We start from the raw sequence: 18360 nt of genomic DNA on the forward strand, positions 1-18360 counted from the left end.
ATGAAAAATAACACTTAAGGATATAAAACTTACGAGATTTTAAACCTAAAATTGGGTAATCCTCTTACATTGGCTCTTGTTGTGAACGTTTTGCCAGCTAATGAATCTTGGCTCTTCCCAGCGGTGGTAATGAATAATTGATTTAACTCTGGAGTACCGAAAGTCACTGAGGTAACATAGGTTGCTGGAACTTTTATTTCAAGCAATTTCTTTCCGGTTTTAGGATTCCATCTACTAACCTTTCCTCCACCCCAATGGGCTACCCAAATATTCCCTTCCTCATCAACTGCCATTCCGTCGGGGTTTCCTGGTTCATTTCCAAAATCTACTGCAACTCTTCTATTGTAGATTTCTCCTTTATTCAGGTCGAAATCGAACACAAAAACCTTTCTGACTGGACTATCAATAAGGAACATTTGCTTATTATCTGGATCCCAACCTAAACCATTTGACACTGTGAGACCTTCTAGCATCTTAGTTACCTTATTACCATTAAACTTATAGAAACTTCCAGTTGGTTTCCTTTCGTTCATATTCATAGTCCCAGCCCAGTATCGTCCAAGCTTATCGCATTTACCATCGTTAAACCTATTCGATTCCATATCAGTTTCCACTTCAGCGACCTTTTTAATCTCTCCTCTTTCTAAATTTACTATATAAAATCCATGTCTAATTGTAGCAATAACCCTCTTATCATCGATAACACATAAGGATGAGACGAGATCCGGCATTTCATAGAATACCTCAGTACCAGTATTAAGATCGTTAACTAATATTCTCTTTCCCTCGATATCAACCCAAAAGAGCTTGTTTAAATCCTTATCGTAGACTGGACCTTCTCCTAAAACTGCCTTGTAATTACTTAAGGTAATTAGATTCGGCTCCATGCTTAGTATTTTAATATATACTAGCTTTTATCCTTTTTATCATCTAAGACGTTTGTAAGCGTAGCCTTCATATAATCTCTTTCATAAATCATTGTTTTTCCTCTTAGAGCTGAAACTATGGTAGCTAAAAACACCAAAGACGCTGCAACATAAAATGAAATTCGTAGAGCATTCATGAAGGGCGGTGCTATTACGTTAGGGAACCAGTGGGTTCCCGTTATGGTAGCTATTGTGGAAGCAGGAATTGTGTTAACTAGTGAAGTCGGTAACTGTGAAAGTACTGTTGAGACTGGGTTATAGCCTAGAAAACTAGCGAATATTGCGGCAGTTGGAGGTATTTTACTTAATATTGGCACAAGTTGAGGAGCCCCAGCCGCAGTTAGTGCACTAGTTAATACTGGTGGTAAGGAAATATATAAGGTATCAATAACTATAGTGAAGAATATACCAATACTTAAGGTACTACCGGTATTAGTTAACATTGCTCTTATCCCTGAGGCTGATCCTCTATGCTGTGGTGGTGAAGCATTCATTAAAGCTGTCATGTTAGGTGATACAAATAACCCATTTCCAATCCCTATGAAAAATATTATCAGAGCAAACTCTACATAATTGAAATTGTATGGCAATGTAGTTAGCATTAAAATTCCTATTCCCATAATTAAGAGTCCAATGGTTGCTAGGCTTCTAGCGCCATAACGATCTGCAAGTCTACCTGCTATTGATCCCATTATTCCAAATCCAGCCAATAGTGGAAGGAGATATACTCCAGCCCAGAAAGGTGTTACCTCATAACTATAGCCGTGTAAAGGTAACCATATGGCTTGAAGCAATAATACTAACATTAGTTGAAGACCTCCAAACGCTAACTGTGCTAAGATTATTGATATTGCAGAAGACGTAAATGCCCTAATTTTAAATAGTTCTATTCTAAACATAGGGTCTTTAACTCTACTCTCAACTATGAGGAAACCAATGAACATCCCAACACCTACTACAATACCAGATATTACAAATGGATTTGCCCAACCAGTCACTTGACTACCATATGGTAATATGCCATACGTTATTCCAAGCAATATTGATATAAGAGATACAGCGTATAATATATTTCCAACTACATCAATACTTTGATTTCTATTAGGCTTACTCAGCTGCTTTAATGATTTATATGACCAAATGGTTCCTAAAATGCCTATTGGAACACTCACTAAAAATACGTCACGCCAGTATATTGAAGCAAGAATTCCACCAATAATTATCCCAGAGACTCCACCAAATATTCCTATTACACCGTTTAACCCTAATGCAAATCCTCTCTCATTTGGTGGAAATGCCTCAGATAGTATTGCAGCACTATTAGCCATCAAAAATGATCCTCCTACACCTTGAAGTATCCTATAAATTATTAGTTGAATTGCTGCTATTCCTCCTTTACCAGGAGTTAGATATAGTAATAGTGACGCAATGGTAAAAATTAGGAATCCTAAATTATACATTCTTACCCTTCCAAAAATATCTGAAATCCTACCTACGTTTACTACTAAGATTGCTGATACTATACTATAACCAAATAGGATCCATAATAAGTATTGGAAAGAGTTAAATGGATTAATGTTAATTCCTCTAAATATTGCTGGTAATGCTATTAATACTACATTAGCGTTCATAAATCCCATGAATGCACCAAGACTTGTATTGGATAATGCAATCCACTTGTACTGAACCATATAGTTAAAGACTTAACTTTAATTTATTAAAACTTTTGCCCAATATCAATCATGCGTTTTTAAAAAATCATAAATTTATAATGATTTAACTACAGCTTACCACTTACGAGAATGTATAAAGTTGTAGATAATATTATGAGGATAATGTCTAGAACAAAAGCTATCAAAGCAGGTCCAGTGGTTACTGGTAATGGTCTACCTACAAGCGGTGCTGGAAGTACTCTAGTTAAAGTAAGGAGCAGATAATTTACCCACCAATATATTACTTCTAAGAGATATATAATTTTCAATGCAAAGAGTCTAAATGAGAGTATAAAGAGAATACCAGCAACAATGGCTAAGATCGAGTCGAAGGCGAAAAATGCCCTTAGACCAAAAGGTAAAAATCTTACATTATATAATGGCAGATGATCTGCAGCCCACGCAAAACTAATTATTCCTGCAACTACCCCTAAGGCTAATAAGGAAATTGAAATTTTTGGCATATGCTACTCTCTAATTCAATCTATATTAAGATTTTGCCCAAATCTTTAATTAGATTGAAAACGATATTTGGGAAAAGATTTAAATCGATGTAAAAGTGATGAGGAAACTTGTGAAAGAATGAAAATTAGCAAAATGGGTCTTATAATACTAGGAATTTCTATAATAATTCTGATAATTGGTGGAGCGTTTTTTGGAATGGCTGCAACATCACATGAGCCAATAACTACTACAAGCCATGTTACAACATACACATCTACTAGCATTTCATCAATTATATCATCTTCTACTACAACTACTACATCAGGTCCTAGTGGAGGATCATGGGGCTAAACAGAAAGCTACTCGTTTTTAGTTTTTCTTTTTCTTCCATAGGCGGACCTTTAGCACTAGTTGGACAATTCCTAGAAAACATAACTCCATTTGAGGTAGTCTTATCTCTTATAATATTTGCACCCATAACTTTCCTTATATACTATTTAATGAATAAATTCTGGGATAGAGGGGGACTTTACGATTATGTAGTCAAATTTACTCCTAAACTTTCTAATTACTTCTTGTACTTCTGGTTTTTTTCTTATTTCCTTTATTTGAGCTATACTGTGGATTATATAGTATATTATATACTAGATCTGAATGGATTAATATCTATACTATTGACAATTGGAATAGCAGGATCTATCTCAATAATAACCTTCCTAGATAGGGAGTTAGAATTCTTATTTGCCTCAATTATTCTACAAATTTTATTTATAATCCCAATAAATTGGCATCTTAAACTTGTAAACCCTTATGAACTAAGCATAACTAACATTCTCTCAACCTCTCTATTGTACATATGCATAACCCTTACACCATTTGTTGGAAACGGTAACAAAGAGGGAATTAATAGTATACTCCTAGCGTATTTAATAACTGGAGCGATAATGCTTTTAGACTCCTTTTTTAGCGTTCCTAAAATGATCTATCTTATTTCGTCACTTAGCACATTCTCGTTAATATTAGTGGAATTCTACTCGCTAAAAAGTGTTCTATCCAAATTTAGTAACAAGAGTAAAAGATATCTTATCTTGGCATTCGTAGGATTTACTCTGGCCAGCTTGATAAATCCCTACATGTACTATATTTACACAATCGTCCCATCCTTAACTGCACTTTACGTATCGTTAATAATCTTCTTCATTTCAACAACACTATCAATTAGAAATGAACTAAAGCTACTAGGCTTTACAAGTCTAGGATTACTCGCATATGGACTCTATTCTTCATTACAACTATCCTCATATTATTTACTTCTAGAACAAATTCTTACAATCATCATAATAGGCATAATTCCGCTAGTTAAGAATCGACTTTTTTATTAGTAGAAGTTGCTAACAGTTTCATATAGAGATAACCTCCCACAGTTTGCAACAGCCCTCCTATTTCCAATGGTAATGAGTATGAAACATCTAATAAGTAACCGCTAATAGCTGAGCTCATCTGAGATAGTCTTGTCGCCAATCCCTGAAAGCTTGAAGCAGTACCGAAATCTTCAGCAGAAACACCTCTAACATTGACTGCACTCCTATTTGGAGCTCCAACACCCGCATTAAGCCCCCTAGCAATGTATAATCCAGCTGCTAAAGGTAACCATGGTGAAAGAGCCATTGCAATTAAAAATACCCCATTCAATATCCTAGTTATTGAAGCAACCTTTAATGGATCAAACCTTATTTTATTTGAAAGCAGTGAACCAATTGCAGTTGTTAAGTAAGATATTGTAAAGATTAGCCCTATTTCAAAGGAGTTAGCATGAAAGGCTAGATTATACCATAATGGAAGTAGCGGGATAGCTATACCTAGTCCAAACCCAGTTATCGAGTTCGAAACTACGACTTTTGAAATGAATTTCATACTAGACTTCTTCATAACCTTAGAAGTCTTTTTAGGCCTCGTAACTTCTTTACAAAAAAGTAATGATATCGCCGAAGCTAAGAGTAATACAAATGATATGAAATATAGCATTCTATATCCATCAACGGAATTACTTATATAAGACCTTAACGAAAGAAGAATACTTCCTCCTATTCCAGATAATGACGAAGCTGACATCAAGAAACTTAATCTTCTTACCCTTTCCTTTTCATCATTCCAATTGCTGGCTACTAATGCAGTTAATCCTGGCGAAAATACTCCTCTTATACCGCCTGCAGCTCCTCCAACTCCCCCTATTATAAGAGCCGCAAAGATTAGTATTTGATTTATCGAAAGCGCGAGTAATATTGATGAAATTGAAGCTAATATTTCTACAAAGATTAGGACTTTTTTATAGCCAGTTCTGTCACCTATCATACCTAGGGCTAAGTTGAGGGCTGATGAGAATCCTATGGCTCCTAGAAATATTATTCCTATAATTTCTGGTTTAACACCGATCGCAGATAAATAAAGTGAAGAGGAGAGAGTTATATAAATTATCCCAACACTTCTTAAAACTCTTGACAATAAAAGAAAAGTATAGCCATAATCTTCTTGCAAAAAATCACCTAATAATAAGAGAATTTAGTAGTTTAACTGTTTTTCGTTTTATCTGCTATTAGTGCTTTAGAAAAATTTACCTCAAATACTCTATACTTCAGATATTTTCGTAGAGTCTCTTTATTGGCCTATTTATTATTAATATTTTTACATAAATTTAAAACTCTTTATCGACTTAAAGGCTCATGAACAGTATATATTATACGATGTTTTCACGAAATTTTGCTACCAGAAGACTAGTCGTCTACTTGTCTATTTCTTTTACTCTTGAAATACTTGGTTTAGTCATTCACTTGTTTTACGTGAATTCCTATATAGGTTTATTAGTCGGGGAGAGTAATACTCTCCTCGACTGGGGAAACATGGTCGACGTGAGTTCTGAAGCAAAGTCTTCGGCTACGGGCGTGACTAACCCCTACCATCGGACTGAACATTGTGATAAAATTCACGAATATAGGTGTGACAAAGAGGTAGGGGTAATAGGAATAGATATATCAAAAGAACATTTAATAACTAGCAGGGGGAGGGTGAGAAGATACGAGAACAGTAAGAAGGGTTATGAGGAAATCCTCAAGATGAAACCTTGCACAATAGTCCTAGAGCCTACCGGAGTATACGCAATAAGGCCTTCACAATACTTCAAGGAGAAAGGGATAAAAGTACTACAAGTCAGCCCAAACGTGTTATCAGGAGAAAAAGAGCTTAGGGGAAAGAAAACAGATTTTTACGATGCAGAAAAATTAGAAAACATGGTTAACAAGGCTAAGGAGTACGATTACAACCCCTTAAAGGAAATGACAACACTCTACCTCTTCCTAAAGGACATAGAGACGAAATACAAGAATAGGTTAAAGAGGGCATAATTCTTAGTAAGTGATAACGATAAGGTAAACAAGGATAGGTTGGAAAGACTTGCGAAAGGAGATTTTACACGAGAAGAGCTCTACCAACTTGAATACACGCCAATAGTGCTTGAGGAGATCAAAATCTTGGCTAAAAACCTCCTTGAGATTCAAGAGAGGTTGAAGGAGGTTAGGAGGATGATTGAAGGGCAAGTTCCTCAAGATCATGTCCTATTGACTATATCAGGTGTTGGGAAGCTTGCAGCTGGTATTGTTGGTGATGTTAAGCGTTTTCCTAAACCAGAGTCCTTTGTGGCTTATTGTGGTTTAGATCCCGTAGTTGAGAGGAGTGGAAGAGCTGTGATAAGTAGGGGGATTTCCAAGAGGGGTAATAAGTACTTGCGTAGCTTGTTCTACTTTTTGGCAGTGAGGAATTATTCTAGGAATCCAACCTTATTGAAGTTTTATGAGACACACAAGGATAGGTTGAAAGGTAGGAAGTTGTATGTTGCTTTGGCTAGGAAGTTGGCAAGGGTTGTTTGGAGTGTTTGGTATAATAATAGGCCTTATGAGCCTAAATAAGTAAGCCCTTCCCCGAATCGCCACGTGGGTTGAAAGGACCCACGTGGCAATGTTAGCTAGTACTATGCTTGAAGTTTGAGCGAAAGATTTATTACTGAACGCCCGTAGGAGTAATACTGGTTATGCAAAAATAAGTAGGTCAATAACGAAACTATGGACATACTCTCTAACTAAATTAAACTTAATAAGGAAAACATTGAGTATTACTTATGCCAATATGCCCCTCATGTGAAATGAAATTTAACTCATGGGAGGATTTAGCCAAGCACATGGACTTGCTAGCAAATTATAAGAGTGACCCATCTCATGTAATGTGGTTAAACAGAAATATATCAATGAAGAGAATAGAAGTTAGTGAACTAGCAAGTAATTTAGAGAGCTTCTTCTCAACTCCAGATGGTTTAGCAATGTGGATTAGGAAGAGGTTTATAGAGAAGTTTTATGGAGAAAATCCACATCCGTTTATTGTCGCAATGCAGAAACCAACTAGGGGTGTGCTATTAGGCTATGTAATTGAGCATCAACACTTCTTAAAGAATTGGGTAAAAGTGTTATCATCAATAGTATTCAAAACTAACAAGGATGATGTTATGCAATACGAGTTAGAGAATATCTCAGTTGAATTTTTAGGATATAATGGAAGACCAGCCCATTACGAGTTGTTAATAAGAATGGGAGAAGCCTTGGGAATGCCTAGGGAGGAAATATTATCAAAGCTACCATTGCCCTCTACGCAATCAGCGATAAAGACATGGAGAAAAATAGCTGAGAGTAAAACTTGGTTAGAAACAATGGCATCAATGCATAGCCTCGAATTAGTAGCTGATAGGAGTTTAGTTAAATATGGGGCTAGATTACCTTATTTTAATCAAGCCATACTCACTTCTGAAGAGTTTCCCCAAGCTGTTAAGGACTTTCTGAGGGAAGGTTATGAGGCTGATATCTCACACGCGGGAGAAGCCCTAGAAATGGTTGAAAAATATGCAGAAGAGATGAATATAAGGGAAGAAGTACAAGTTACTGTTCTTAAGTCATTTGATGCTTTTTCAAAGTATTTATTAGCCAGATTAGAAAGAGGATTCGAAATAGAACCCAGTCTGGTAAAGGTGATAATAAAATGAAGATCGTCGTAAACGGAAAAGAAGCCGGTACAAAGGAGAATGGTTGTGCACTCTGTGGAGGAACTTGGGGAGATTACTATGAAGAGATTGACGGAGAGAAGTTGTTCTTCTGCTGTGATATATGTGCGTTAGAATTTGTAAACATGGTTAATGAAGTAAAGAAAAGAACCAATTGGAGTAGAATTGACGAATTAATAATCAATGGAAATTATTATACTGGGAGGACGTGCTCAGCTAAAAATGGAAATAGGGAGTATAAATTTTACGTTAAGTTTAATGATGATGCTGGAATAGAGACTTTCAAGGAACTAAGCTAATGGCTCACATAAGCCATTTTCTTTTATCATCATTTTATTTTTAGGCTCTTTTAAGGACCTACAGAACACTTTAACATTATCTATTTTGACTAAACAAAGCCAATAATTGTCTTCAAATCCATCTGGAGTAGCGGTCAATTTCCACGATATCAGTAGCTCACCTTCCCTTATATCATCTCTTGTGTTGAATTCCGTTGAGTAACACCTTGGACATCTAGCCCTCTTAACCCAAAACGAATAGCCACAATTTTTACATACATAGATCAAGGCTCGTCACCGTAAACTACTACAGTTGCAGAATTCCCAAAACCAGCCATACTTAACGACAGACCAACTCTAGCATTTTTAACTTGTCTACTCCCCGCTTCGTTCCTAATCTGTAGAAACGCCTCAACTGCTTGAGCTACACCGCTTGCCCCTATTGGGTGGCCTTTAGAGTTCAACCCTCCACTGGTGTTTATTGGAATTTCACCATTAATTGCGGTGTAATTATCGTAATATGCCTTCCATCCTTCTCCTTTCTTTAATAAACCCAACTCTTCAGCCTCGACTATTTCCAGAACAGTTGCCATATCATGTAGTTCAGCGAAATCAACTTGATCAACCTTTGCCATTTTCCTAGCAGTCAATCCAGCAATTTTCACCGCATTTATTGACAATATGTTCTCACGCTCAGATAAATATGACGTATCTGAAGAAGCACCAATACCTTTTATAAACACAGGCTTATTGGTAAAACTATAAGCATCTTCATCGCTTACCATAACTATCGCTGAAGCCCCATCGCTAATTGGGGTAAATTCGTAAAGGGTTAAGGGATCTGCTATGATAGGGGAATTCAAAACTTCATCTAAAGACACTACCTTCTGTATGTGAGCATAGGGATTTAAAGATCCATTATAATGGTTTTTGACTGCTACTAAAGCAAAGGCCTCCCTTGATGCATTATATCTCCTCATATACTCCTTGGTCATTAATCCTGCAAGTGAAGGTAGAGTTAACCCAGCAATTTTTTCTTCTGACGGAAGCAAGGAGGCTATTACTGATGTAACTTGCTTAGTATTCTTCTCGGACATCTTCTCAACTCCTAAGACTAACACGGTTTTAGCTATTTTAGAATCAAGTAAAGATTTAGCAACTAATATTGCAGAGCCTCCACTTCCACTGGTATTATCAACCCTAATTGATGGTACTCTATCTATCGATAAATAAGTTGTAATTAAGTTATTTATCCCAGATAAGGAGTTAAACTCTCCGGAATAGCTGTTAGAAACTACTACAAAATCAATTTCATTTTTTCGTATTAATGGTAACACAACCTCTCCTGCAAGCTCTAATAAGCTCTCCTTTCTCTTTCCGAATCTAGTTAAGTTTGCATCAATAATTGCAACCATTCATGTGAGTTTTCACATTTAAAATATAAAATTGAACTTCCGATAAAGAGAACATAAACTTCGTTTCTCGAGCTCAAACAAAAATAGTGCTTGTTGATAAGAAATGTTTATATTTTTTAAGAAGGAGTATAATGATAATGGTAATATTCATAGTTCTTTCAAACCTCACCGATAAGGGAGCTGAGACTATAGCAGATAAGCCAGAAAGAATAAAAGAGGTGAATGAGGAATTGGCTAAAATAGGGGCGAAGGTAAAGGAACAATATGTAGTATTTGGTGACATAGATTTCATTAATATAGTAGAAGTGGATAATGTTGAAACGTTCCTTAAAGCCTTAATAGAATTGAATAGCAGAGGTACCGTAAGGACAAAGACCTATTTAGCAATTTCTGTTGATGAAGCGATAAGGGCTATTAAGACTACGCCACCTATTGGTCATCCACATGAAAAGAAGTAACTTTCAAATATAATACATTTTTTGTTTTTCATATTGAGATAAATATAGTAATCTTTCTTTTAGAGACGGATGAGTTCTAAATGAGAAAACGCCTTTTTTATCAACAATATTATTTAGAATAAATTCCTTAGCCAAGAGTATCTGTATTGGGAGAACATATCTTAGCATGTTGGTAGGAATACTTCTACTTAAATATCCAATTTTTATTAAGGAACTTTCCAGCCAATAAGTTATCTCAGGATTTACCTTTACTGCAGTTAAATCAGCCCTCCTTTCTATTTTCCTATGCACGTAAAAGACTAAGGGTAATAAGATGACAAAGTATATTATAAGGAAAAATAAGGAAATTAAAGGCAGATAATAAATAAATGTTGCATAAATGGAATTTATGGAAAATATCGTAAGTAACATAATTTCTGGATCATAATTTTTTATATGGGCAATTTCATGAGAGAGAACTGCAGTTAACTCCTCTTGGGTTAGACTTTCATACAGCGGTAAAGTAACTGCTATTCCTCTAAAAATTATATTGCCAAAGGCAAAAGCGTTAAGGAAATTATCATTTATAATGTAGACTTTGGACAGTTTAACGTTAAATTTCTTTGAAAGATCCTCTACTATCAAGATAATATCTTGAGAAGCTCTTCTCATCTTAAATACAAGGATCATTATAATTGGGGAAATGAGGTACCAGAGACTAAACACTAGCCCTATTTGAATTAGAAAGAAATAGGGTATGCTTACATTTAAGGATGATACTACTATACCAATTACTAGTATAGAGAAGAAGGATGCTAGATAATATTTCCACCAATATGTGGTAATGGAGTACACACATATTACTAGCTACAAAAGTTTATAAAACGATAAGATAATCAAAGTTATTACTTAAAGCAATATATTAACATTATGAAACCAGAAGACTACTACCATTCGATTAAATTAATACCTGAAATAACAATAGAGAAGGGAAAACTATTTCACGTAGAGACATGGATAGAGGAGGATAAGTACAAGTCATCAATTTATTTGAACCTTAAGAGGATAACATTTCAAGGAAGTGAATCCTCGCCAAAGTTCGATAACGATAAGCTTTACTTTATAAGAAATGAAGAGACAAAATCCTCTTTACTTGAAGCGCAACTCTATGGCGAGCCGAAAGTAATATTTACATTTTCTGGTAAAATATCGAAATATGAATTCCATAATAAGGGAATATTAGTGATAGCAGAGGAAAACACAGATAAGACATTGCCGTTTAGAGCCGAGAAGATAAAATATAGGTTTGATAGCAGAGGCTTATTGAGAGCTAGGCAATCACTTTATTTATTTGATGGTAAAGATTTGAGGAAGCTCGTTACTGGGAACTTTGACGTTACAGATTTAGCTACAAACGGTAGTAGGGTTGTAATTTCAGCAACTAAGGATGGAGATGATTATGGATTAGGAAATTTGTATGAGGTGAACATAGAAACTGGGGAGTTAAACAGAATAACGAAAGAGGATGGAACTGTACAAGCAATCGCTATGAACAGCGAGGGAAAAATAGCATTTTTAGGACATAGGAAAGGACTAACCCCATGGGCTTCTCTCGAAATAATGCTACCAGAAGAAGGAAAGAGTTACATCTGCGGAAAGACTTGCGGAAATAAAGTATTAACTGATTTATTTGATGGTATAAAGGATAAGATCGTATTCGAAAAGGATCTAATACTCTCCTTAGGTCAAGAGGGAGGTACATCACATATTTATCAAATCTCTGACAATAAAGTAGACAAGGTAACTAGTGGAAATATAATGGTAAGAGGATTTGATTATAGTAATAGCGAGTTAGCTTACTTCTATTCTACTCCAGAAAAGCCGGTAATATTAAAATATAGAGATATAGAATATGATCCAAACCCCAACGTTAAAGGATATACTCCAGAGAAAATTGTTATAAACAGTAACGGAATGGAAGTTGAGGGCTGGAGTATAGTTAGAGATCCTAATGCACCAACAATATTATTTATTCATGGGGGACCACATATGGCATATGGCTATGGCTATTTTATAGAATTCCAGTTCTTCGTAGATAATGGGTTTAACGTAATATATGCAAATCCTAGAGGTAGCCAAGGATATGGGGAGGAATTCGCTAAGGCTTGTGTGGGTGATTGGGGTGGAAAGGATTTCGAAGATCTAATAAACTTCGTGAATACCGTTAAGGAAAAATATGGTTTAAAAGGTAAATTTGGTGTTACTGGCGGTTCTTATGGGGGTTTTATGACCAATTGGGTAGTAACGAAGACTAATATATTTTCGGCTGCAATTAGTGAAAGGAGTATATCGAATCTAATTAGCATGTGTGGTACTAGTGATATAGGTTTTTGGTTTAATGCTATCGAATCTGGGATTGCTGATCCATGGAGTACTGAAGGCATAGAGAAACTAATGAAAATGTCGCCAATTTATTATGTGAAAAACGTTAAAACACCTACCATGTTAATTCATGGTGAAGAAGATTACAGATGTCCGATTGAACAGGCTGAACAATTTTATGTTGCATTAAAGATGCAGGGAGTCCCTACAACGTTAGTAAGATATCAAGGTGACAGTCATGAACATGCCAGAAGAGGGAAGCCAAAGAATATGATAGATAGGCTAAAGACTAAATTAGAATGGTTTAGTAAATATTTACTCTAATCAATATCTTTTTCACACTCCTTATTTATGGCGGTAAGAACGTCCCTCAGTGAGACTACGCCTATTATTTTTCCTGTTTCATTAATAGCTAACAAATGAGTGATATTGTTCCTCACCATGAACATAAAAGTATCTATCAAATCCTCCTCTCCGTTTATAGTAATCACATTTTTTATCATAACTTTTGATACCGGTTCATTTTGTGAGACTCCTTTCGCAAGTGACCTTAAAATTATACTCCTAGTCACTATTCCTATGACATCATCTCCTTTACTATTGTCTATTACAAGCGCAAACCGGATTCCTTGTTTGTCCATGAGTTCTAACGCTTCGGAAAGACTAGTATGTCGGGTAATTTTTATAGGTCTAGTATTATTGAAAACGTCTTTAAGTTTCATAGATTATTTTTCTCTTTCTACAACTTAAACTTTATTTATCATTAACAGTGTTTAACAGATATACCTCATAAGAAAAAAGTTTAAAAGGATATATAAAGAAAAAGGGTATTTTATATAAGGAAAAATATATATATAGATTAGCTTGACCCCGCACCACAACCGCAATAGCCGTATTCGTCTATTTCAATTCCGCATACTGGACATACGTAACCGGAGCCTTTTACTTCCTCAGCCCTCTTTCCATATATTAACATGTGGGGATCAAAGTATAATTCTCTTAAACTTGGTAAAGATTTCTCATCTTCATTTGTAATTTTTGTATTTACAGCCTCCTTAATTCTAAACTTTAAAGTTCTCTTCTCTAAAGCTTTCTTAGCAAGTTGTTTAGATGAAATTTTCCCCTTAACAACTCCACTGTGATCTATAATTTCTATCTCTTCATCACTTATATGTAGGGCTATCTCCTCGACTTCTTCATCTTCATATAATTTCTTAACTTCTCGCATAGTCCTATTTATACTGTTTATAGTATTTAAACTTTTATCTTCATAACTTACATAGAAATAAACGTGTTACTATACGGAGAATTTTTCTTAATCACTTAACCAATAGAACAACTAATTATATAAAAAAGAAAAGGAATCACTTAGACACAGCAACTCATTTTACTAACATCACTGGTAAAAGCTAGCGCTACTATTCTCAAACTCTCGGCCATTGTGGGAAAGACGTGTATTGTATCAATCAAATCATCTATTGTAGCCCTAAATTTAACCGCTAACGCCGCCTCATTTATCACCTCTGCAGCGTATTTACCAAACATCTGGACACCTAAAATATTCCTAAACTTCTTATCTATAACCATCTTTATTAATCCATAATCTTCCCTTAATATTCTCGCCTTAGCTATATTATTCATCTTAACGACCCTATGATCTATATCATAGCCTTCTTTCATTGCCTCTAATGCAGTAAGACCAACTTTAGCCACATTGGGTTCTATAAATACAACTTGGGGCACACTACTCATATCAATTTTTCTTTTTACATTCATTATTGCGTTCTCTGCTGCAATTGAACCTTGTCTGCCAGCTAGAGCTTCCAACATAGGACCACCAATTACATCTCCTGCAGCATATACATTAGGATTTGAGGTTCTTAGTTCTTCATTAACCTTTATGCCTCCCTTATCGTTTAACTCTATTCCTGCAGCATCTAAATTCATTTCCACATTAGGCTTCCTTCCAGTTGCCAAAAGAATTTCGTCAGCCTCAACTTCACCCTTATCCGTAACTACTATCTTTCCCCCATTTCCCTTTCTAACCTCCTTAACCCTAACGTTTGTAAAAATCGGAATATTATCATTCTTCTCTAAATAGTTTTTAACGGAAAGGGAAATTTCAGGCTCCCAATCTGGTAATATTCTTTCACTCCTTTGAAGAATTATGGTATCAACTCCTAGTCTCTTATACATTTGCGCAAACTCTAACGCCAAAGCCCTTCCTCCTATAATAGCTAAGGATGATATTGTCTTGTCTGGTGATAAGGCTTCGACATTAGTCCAAAACCCAACTTCAGTTAAACCCTTGATGTTAGGCACATTGGGAGAAGAACCTGTGGCTATTATAAACTTTTTAGCCTCTATTGTCTCCCCATTTACTTTAATCGCGTTAGGTGAAATGAAATGCGCTTTACCAATTATTAATTTAACATCATATGAATTTATCACATCCTCGTATTTTTCCTTTCGTAGCGAATTCACTATTTCAGCCTTGTCTTGAAAGGCTTGAAAAAATTCTGGAAATAGCTTTTTTCCTACTATTTTTGAAGAATTATTGTACAACTCACCTATCCTCAACATTCTCTTCGATGGAACACATCCTACGTTAACGCAAGTTCCACCTATTTCTCCATAACCTACAACTACTGGCTTTATTCCGAGTTGATTTGCTCTTATTAACGCCGCGAATCCAGCTGCACCGTAACCTATAATCACCAGATCTTCCATTATCTATCCCTTTCTAGCAACATGAGGATCTATCAGCTTCCTTAAATCTAGCCTCATATTTATCAGCACAATGAGAACAACAAAAGTAATGTTCTTTACTATTGATTTCCCTTACATATATCTCATCTTCAGATAATTTAGCACCGCAATTCTCACATTTTAACTCGTCTTGCTTTAGATTTAACCTCAAATTAACCATCTGATTCACCTATTTACACTTCTGATTGACTAATATAAAAATCTTTTTCATATGAACACATGTTCATAGAAAGATTTATTTTAGCCTATTGACATTATAAAAATGTGGAACCTCTTACAAATGAATTGGAATCGCTATTCTCTGCCCTAGCAGACGGGACTAGATTAAGAATAGTGCTCTTTTTATTGGATAAGGGAGAAGCTACTGTAGATGAAATAAGTAAATCTCTGGGCAAATCACAATCTTTAATATCTCATCATATGGCTTGCCTGAGAAATTGCGGAATAGTTAAAGTCAGAAAGGATGGTAAGTTTTCGTACTATTCTATGTCAAGCCCAGAAATAATTGAGGTAATAAAACTATCCATAAATCACGTCAAAAAATACAGCCAGTCTATCCTATCTTGTGATGTTCTAGCAGAAGAAAAAGGTCAAGTTAAATTATCTCGTTAGAATACCATATGCGTTTGGGTTGGCTTGTCTCAACTGTGAAGCAAGCTTCCTCTCCCTTATTCTTATGCATTAATTGATGCTCAAGAGCTTTGGAAACTGATACAATCTGATTACATGTTTTACATCTTAGCATTATTTCTTCGTAAGCTGTAGGTGAAATTTGTGGTAACCCTGGTAAATTTTCATTACCCCAAATTACTGGTAACCTAGTAGGGATAATTTTTCTACTACTCATGAATGATCATATACGAAAAGAACAATAAAAACTTTATCAAGAAAGAAAAACAGTTAACCTCAACGCTTCCAAATCAGTGCGTTATCGCTCTTTCTTTTAATCATAAGTACTCTATGGAGTGGAATCACAGTATTCTCTTCACTTTTTAAATACAAGTAATTATTATCAACAGCATCTAGTTCGCTAAATGAAATTTCTTTTAATCCATTTTCAGTTAGTCTATCTATAATTATAATAACATAATCATCAATCTTTTCCCTATATTCCCATCTAATCATATTTACAGCATCCTTTATTTTCATAAGATTTTATATGACCTATAGTTTAAAGTATTTATAGATGAGGAGAAAACATATTGTCCCGCCGAAATGATTGGTGAATTACCGGGCGCAAACCTGATAAAATATTAGTAAGAGTTATTATACTTGATTAAATGAGTGATTACTAATGCCTAAAATTTGTCCTAGATGTGGATACGTAAATCCGGATGATGCAAATTATTGTGTAAAATGCGGTTATCCTCTTTCGCCTCAACCTCCAAGTCCATTACAACCTGATAGGCTAACTACAGCATTCAATATTTTCACCAAAAACCTTTCACTCATATTACCTCCTATAATCATGTTAATAATTGAACTAGTATTAGCTGGTATTTTAGCTGCAATAACTGGTGGAATTTTCTTCATTTCACCAACTGCTGCTTTAGTTACTGCACTAATTTTCAGCGTAATATTAGGAATTGTATATGCACTAATTTTCAGTATTACGGTTCATACGACCACTTTCATGGCTCAGGATTCTGCTAGGGGAATTAAGCCAAATACAAGTAGTGCATTTGGTAACGCCATGAATACCTTAAGTAAGTTATCTAGTATTATTATAGTATTAGTAATCTTGGGACTATTACTAGGATTTACTAGATTTTTGGGAGTTCTTTGGATTGTATTAGGACTAGCTGGAATACCACTTTTCATAATTTCGTCAGCAACTGTACTTAATAGACCTATGAGTTTAACCGAGGCAATAAATTGGTACTCAAGAGCATTTAATGTAGACGGTGCAGCATCTGCAGTAATTTTAGTTGGATCTTTACTTAGCTTAATACCAATTGTAAATATATTCACCATACCATACACTGCAATTTTAACCTACATCATGGTAAGGGACATAAGTTGATTTTTCCCACTGAATTAGGAAAATAATTATAAGTGAGTAGATCCATTGTATTTAAGTGATGAATGTAAAAGGTATTTCTGAAGCAATAACAGTTGTTTTCCTAATTCTAGTTACGTTAATTGCAATAGCAATAGTTTCTATTTATTATCTTCACGTAGTAAACCTTAACCAATATGGCTTATCCCAAGAACTAAAAAACTATTACATTGCAACTGGGCAAATGGTTAGCGTTGTTTATTACCATCAGACTGATAATCGTTCCTATTTTTACGTAGAGAACATAGGAAATATACCAATTAACGTTAGTAAGATTTACGTTAATCACACAATGGTGAAGTTTATAATATACAACACTACCAATACAAACGTTAGGATATTATATCCGCAAATTGTTTACGTAATAGAGGTCTACGATAACACTACTAACATAATAATACAAACCTCTAACAATAACTTGATACAATTGGAGGCTTGAAAATGAGGGGGCAAGCTTCCATAATTGCGATGATAGTAATCTTCTTCTTAACACTTGCAACAATAGGCTTAGTACTATATTTAAGTACCTCATATATGAGCTTACAAAAAGAATATTTACAAGTCTCTCAAATACTTGCAAATAAGGCTAAAGAGAATTTATTAATAGGATATGTGAACAATTCTTTGTCAATATATAATTCTGGCTCGGTAGTGACTAAGATTGTTGCTATATTATTAATAAATCGAACCAATGTGACGATTGTACCCGAAAACATTACAGTACCACCCAATACTAACGTGATAATACACGTTAAGTCTGCTAATGGGTATGTTATCATAACATCTTATGGAAATAGTTTCTATATTGCGCCACCTTCTGGGAAAAAGTAAAAAAGGAGA

Annotated in this window: 23 protein-coding genes and 1 pseudogene; 11 read left to right on the forward strand and 13 right to left on the reverse strand. The window is 35.1% G+C overall.

The features are described 5' to 3' along the window. Positions 1-29: 29 nt before the first annotated feature. From YN1551_RS14235 to YN1551_RS14245, 3 genes are all read right to left on the reverse strand, one after another. Positions 30-887, reverse strand: coding sequence for an SMP-30/gluconolactonase/LRE family protein (locus YN1551_RS14235; protein ID WP_012714568.1), 858 nt, complete (start codon positions 885-887; stop codon positions 30-32). A 20-nt stretch (positions 888-907) separates the two neighbouring features. Beyond that, complete coding sequence (locus YN1551_RS14240; RefSeq protein ID WP_012716815.1) at positions 908-2617, reverse strand: MFS transporter; 1710 nt, start codon at positions 2615-2617, stop codon at positions 908-910. A gap of 89 nt (positions 2618-2706) precedes the next feature. Beyond that, positions 2707-3102, reverse strand: coding sequence for a hypothetical protein (locus YN1551_RS14245; protein WP_012718182.1), 396 nt, complete (start codon positions 3100-3102; stop codon positions 2707-2709). Positions 3103-3169: 67 nt separating this feature from the next. Between YN1551_RS14245 and YN1551_RS14250 the strand changes: the two genes are divergently transcribed. Then, positions 3170-3433 (forward strand): hypothetical protein, encoded by a 264-nt coding sequence (locus tag YN1551_RS14250; RefSeq protein WP_012718183.1) that lies wholly within the window; start codon positions 3170-3172, stop codon positions 3431-3433. After that, a complete protein-coding gene (locus YN1551_RS14255) occupies positions 3424-4464 on the forward strand; it encodes a hypothetical protein (protein WP_012716816.1) in 1041 nt (346 codons plus the stop codon). The genes YN1551_RS14250 and YN1551_RS14255 overlap by 10 nt, the downstream gene beginning before the upstream one ends. Here YN1551_RS14255 and YN1551_RS14260 read toward each other — a convergent pair. Beyond that, the gene (locus YN1551_RS14260) at positions 4442-5617 is read right to left on the reverse strand and encodes an MFS transporter (protein ID WP_012714572.1); all 1176 of its coding nucleotides are present in this window, start codon (positions 5615-5617) and stop codon (positions 4442-4444) included. The genes YN1551_RS14255 and YN1551_RS14260 overlap by 23 nt on opposite strands. Positions 5618-5979: 362 nt before the next feature. Between YN1551_RS14260 and YN1551_RS14265 the strand changes: the two are divergent. The 3 genes and pseudogenes from YN1551_RS14265 to YN1551_RS14275 all read left to right on the forward strand — a co-directional run bounded on the left by YN1551_RS14265 (position 5980) and on the right by YN1551_RS14275 (position 8479). Beyond that, positions 5980-7041 (forward strand): annotated as a pseudogene (locus YN1551_RS14265) (IS110 family RNA-guided transposase). Positions 7042-7250: 209 nt separating this feature from the next. Further along, positions 7251-8162, forward strand: a complete 912-nt coding sequence (locus tag YN1551_RS14270) for a thiaminase II/PqqC family protein (protein ID WP_012716820.1) — start codon at positions 7251-7253, stop codon at positions 8160-8162. After that, positions 8159-8479 carry a TA0938 family protein gene (locus tag YN1551_RS14275; protein WP_012714575.1) on the forward strand — a complete coding sequence of 107 codons (321 nt, stop codon included), beginning with the start codon at positions 8159-8161 and terminating at the stop codon, positions 8477-8479. Before YN1551_RS14270 ends, YN1551_RS14275 begins: the two co-directional genes overlap by 4 nt. On the opposite strand, the gene YN1551_RS14280 is transcribed toward YN1551_RS14275, so the two are convergent. Then, positions 8471-8746, reverse strand: coding sequence for a zinc ribbon domain-containing protein (locus YN1551_RS14280; protein WP_012712531.1), 276 nt, complete (start codon positions 8744-8746; stop codon positions 8471-8473). The genes YN1551_RS14275 and YN1551_RS14280 overlap by 9 nt on opposite strands. After that, positions 8743-9873 (reverse strand): thiolase family protein, encoded by a 1131-nt coding sequence (locus YN1551_RS14285; protein WP_012712532.1) that lies wholly within the window; start codon positions 9871-9873, stop codon positions 8743-8745. Before YN1551_RS14285 ends, YN1551_RS14280 begins: the two co-directional genes overlap by 4 nt. Positions 9874-10010: 137 nt before the next feature. Between YN1551_RS14285 and YN1551_RS14290 the strand changes: the two genes are divergently transcribed. Then, a complete protein-coding gene (locus tag YN1551_RS14290; RefSeq protein ID WP_014513264.1) occupies positions 10011-10331 on the forward strand; it encodes a GYD domain-containing protein in 321 nt (106 codons plus the stop codon). 3 nt (positions 10332-10334) lie between these two features. On the opposite strand, the gene YN1551_RS14295 is transcribed toward YN1551_RS14290, so the two are convergent. After that, entirely contained in the window at positions 10335-11165 is an 831-nt protein-coding gene (locus YN1551_RS14295; protein WP_012712534.1) for a M48 family metallopeptidase, read from the reverse strand. A gap of 75 nt (positions 11166-11240) precedes the next feature. Between YN1551_RS14295 and YN1551_RS14300 the strand changes: the two genes are divergently transcribed. Further along, positions 11241-13016 (forward strand): S9 family peptidase, encoded by a 1776-nt coding sequence (locus tag YN1551_RS14300; RefSeq protein ID WP_012716822.1) that lies wholly within the window; start codon positions 11241-11243, stop codon positions 13014-13016. Here the strand turns inward: YN1551_RS14300 and YN1551_RS14305 are convergent. The 4 genes from YN1551_RS14305 to YN1551_RS14320 form a co-directional block, all read right to left on the reverse strand. After that, the gene (locus YN1551_RS14305) at positions 13013-13414 is read right to left on the reverse strand and encodes a CBS domain-containing protein (RefSeq protein ID WP_012718184.1); all 402 of its coding nucleotides are present in this window, start codon (positions 13412-13414) and stop codon (positions 13013-13015) included. The genes YN1551_RS14300 and YN1551_RS14305 overlap by 4 nt on opposite strands. Before the next feature lie 137 nt (positions 13415-13551). Continuing rightward, positions 13552-13920 (reverse strand): hypothetical protein, encoded by a 369-nt coding sequence (locus YN1551_RS14310; protein ID WP_012712537.1) that lies wholly within the window; start codon positions 13918-13920, stop codon positions 13552-13554. Between the two features lie 140 nt (positions 13921-14060). Beyond that, complete coding sequence (gene merA, locus YN1551_RS14315) at positions 14061-15422, reverse strand: mercury(II) reductase (protein WP_012718185.1); 1362 nt, start codon at positions 15420-15422, stop codon at positions 14061-14063. Positions 15423-15435: 13 nt separating this feature from the next. Further along, a complete protein-coding gene (locus YN1551_RS14320) occupies positions 15436-15630 on the reverse strand; it encodes a transcriptional regulator (RefSeq protein ID WP_012718186.1) in 195 nt (64 codons plus the stop codon). Positions 15631-15725: 95 nt separating this feature from the next. Here YN1551_RS14320 and YN1551_RS14325 point away from each other — a divergent pair, with 95 nt between their 5' ends. Further along, a complete protein-coding gene (locus YN1551_RS14325; RefSeq protein ID WP_012714581.1) occupies positions 15726-16073 on the forward strand; it encodes an ArsR/SmtB family transcription factor in 348 nt (115 codons plus the stop codon). On the opposite strand, the gene YN1551_RS14330 is transcribed toward YN1551_RS14325, so the two are convergent. Both YN1551_RS14330 and YN1551_RS14335 read right to left on the reverse strand, forming a co-directional pair. Next, complete coding sequence (locus YN1551_RS14330) at positions 16057-16308, reverse strand: hypothetical protein (protein ID WP_012718187.1); 252 nt, start codon at positions 16306-16308, stop codon at positions 16057-16059. The genes YN1551_RS14325 and YN1551_RS14330 overlap by 17 nt on opposite strands. A gap of 59 nt (positions 16309-16367) precedes the next feature. Continuing rightward, positions 16368-16610 carry a DUF504 domain-containing protein gene (locus tag YN1551_RS14335; protein WP_012714583.1) on the reverse strand — a complete coding sequence of 81 codons (243 nt, stop codon included), beginning with the start codon at positions 16608-16610 and terminating at the stop codon, positions 16368-16370. Positions 16611-16755: 145 nt separating this feature from the next. Between YN1551_RS14335 and YN1551_RS14340 the strand changes: the two genes are divergently transcribed. From YN1551_RS14340 to YN1551_RS14350, 3 genes are read left to right on the forward strand one after another with little or no spacing between them, the layout of a single operon-like run. Then, the gene (locus YN1551_RS14340; protein WP_012714584.1) at positions 16756-17484 is read left to right on the forward strand and encodes a zinc ribbon domain-containing protein; all 729 of its coding nucleotides are present in this window, start codon (positions 16756-16758) and stop codon (positions 17482-17484) included. Positions 17485-17542: 58 nt separating this feature from the next. Then, positions 17543-17959: a hypothetical protein gene (locus YN1551_RS14345; protein WP_012718188.1), complete on the forward strand. Its 417-nt coding sequence runs from the start codon at positions 17543-17545 to the stop codon at positions 17957-17959. A 2-nt stretch (positions 17960-17961) separates the two neighbouring features. After that, positions 17962-18351 carry a hypothetical protein gene (locus tag YN1551_RS14350; RefSeq protein ID WP_012718189.1) on the forward strand — a complete coding sequence of 130 codons (390 nt, stop codon included), beginning with the start codon at positions 17962-17964 and terminating at the stop codon, positions 18349-18351. The last annotated feature ends 9 nt before the right edge of the window (positions 18352-18360 follow it).

Source organism: Sulfolobus islandicus Y.N.15.51 (genome assembly GCF_000022485.1).
Taxonomy (GTDB): Archaea; Thermoproteota; Thermoprotei_A; order Sulfolobales; family Sulfolobaceae; genus Saccharolobus; species Saccharolobus islandicus.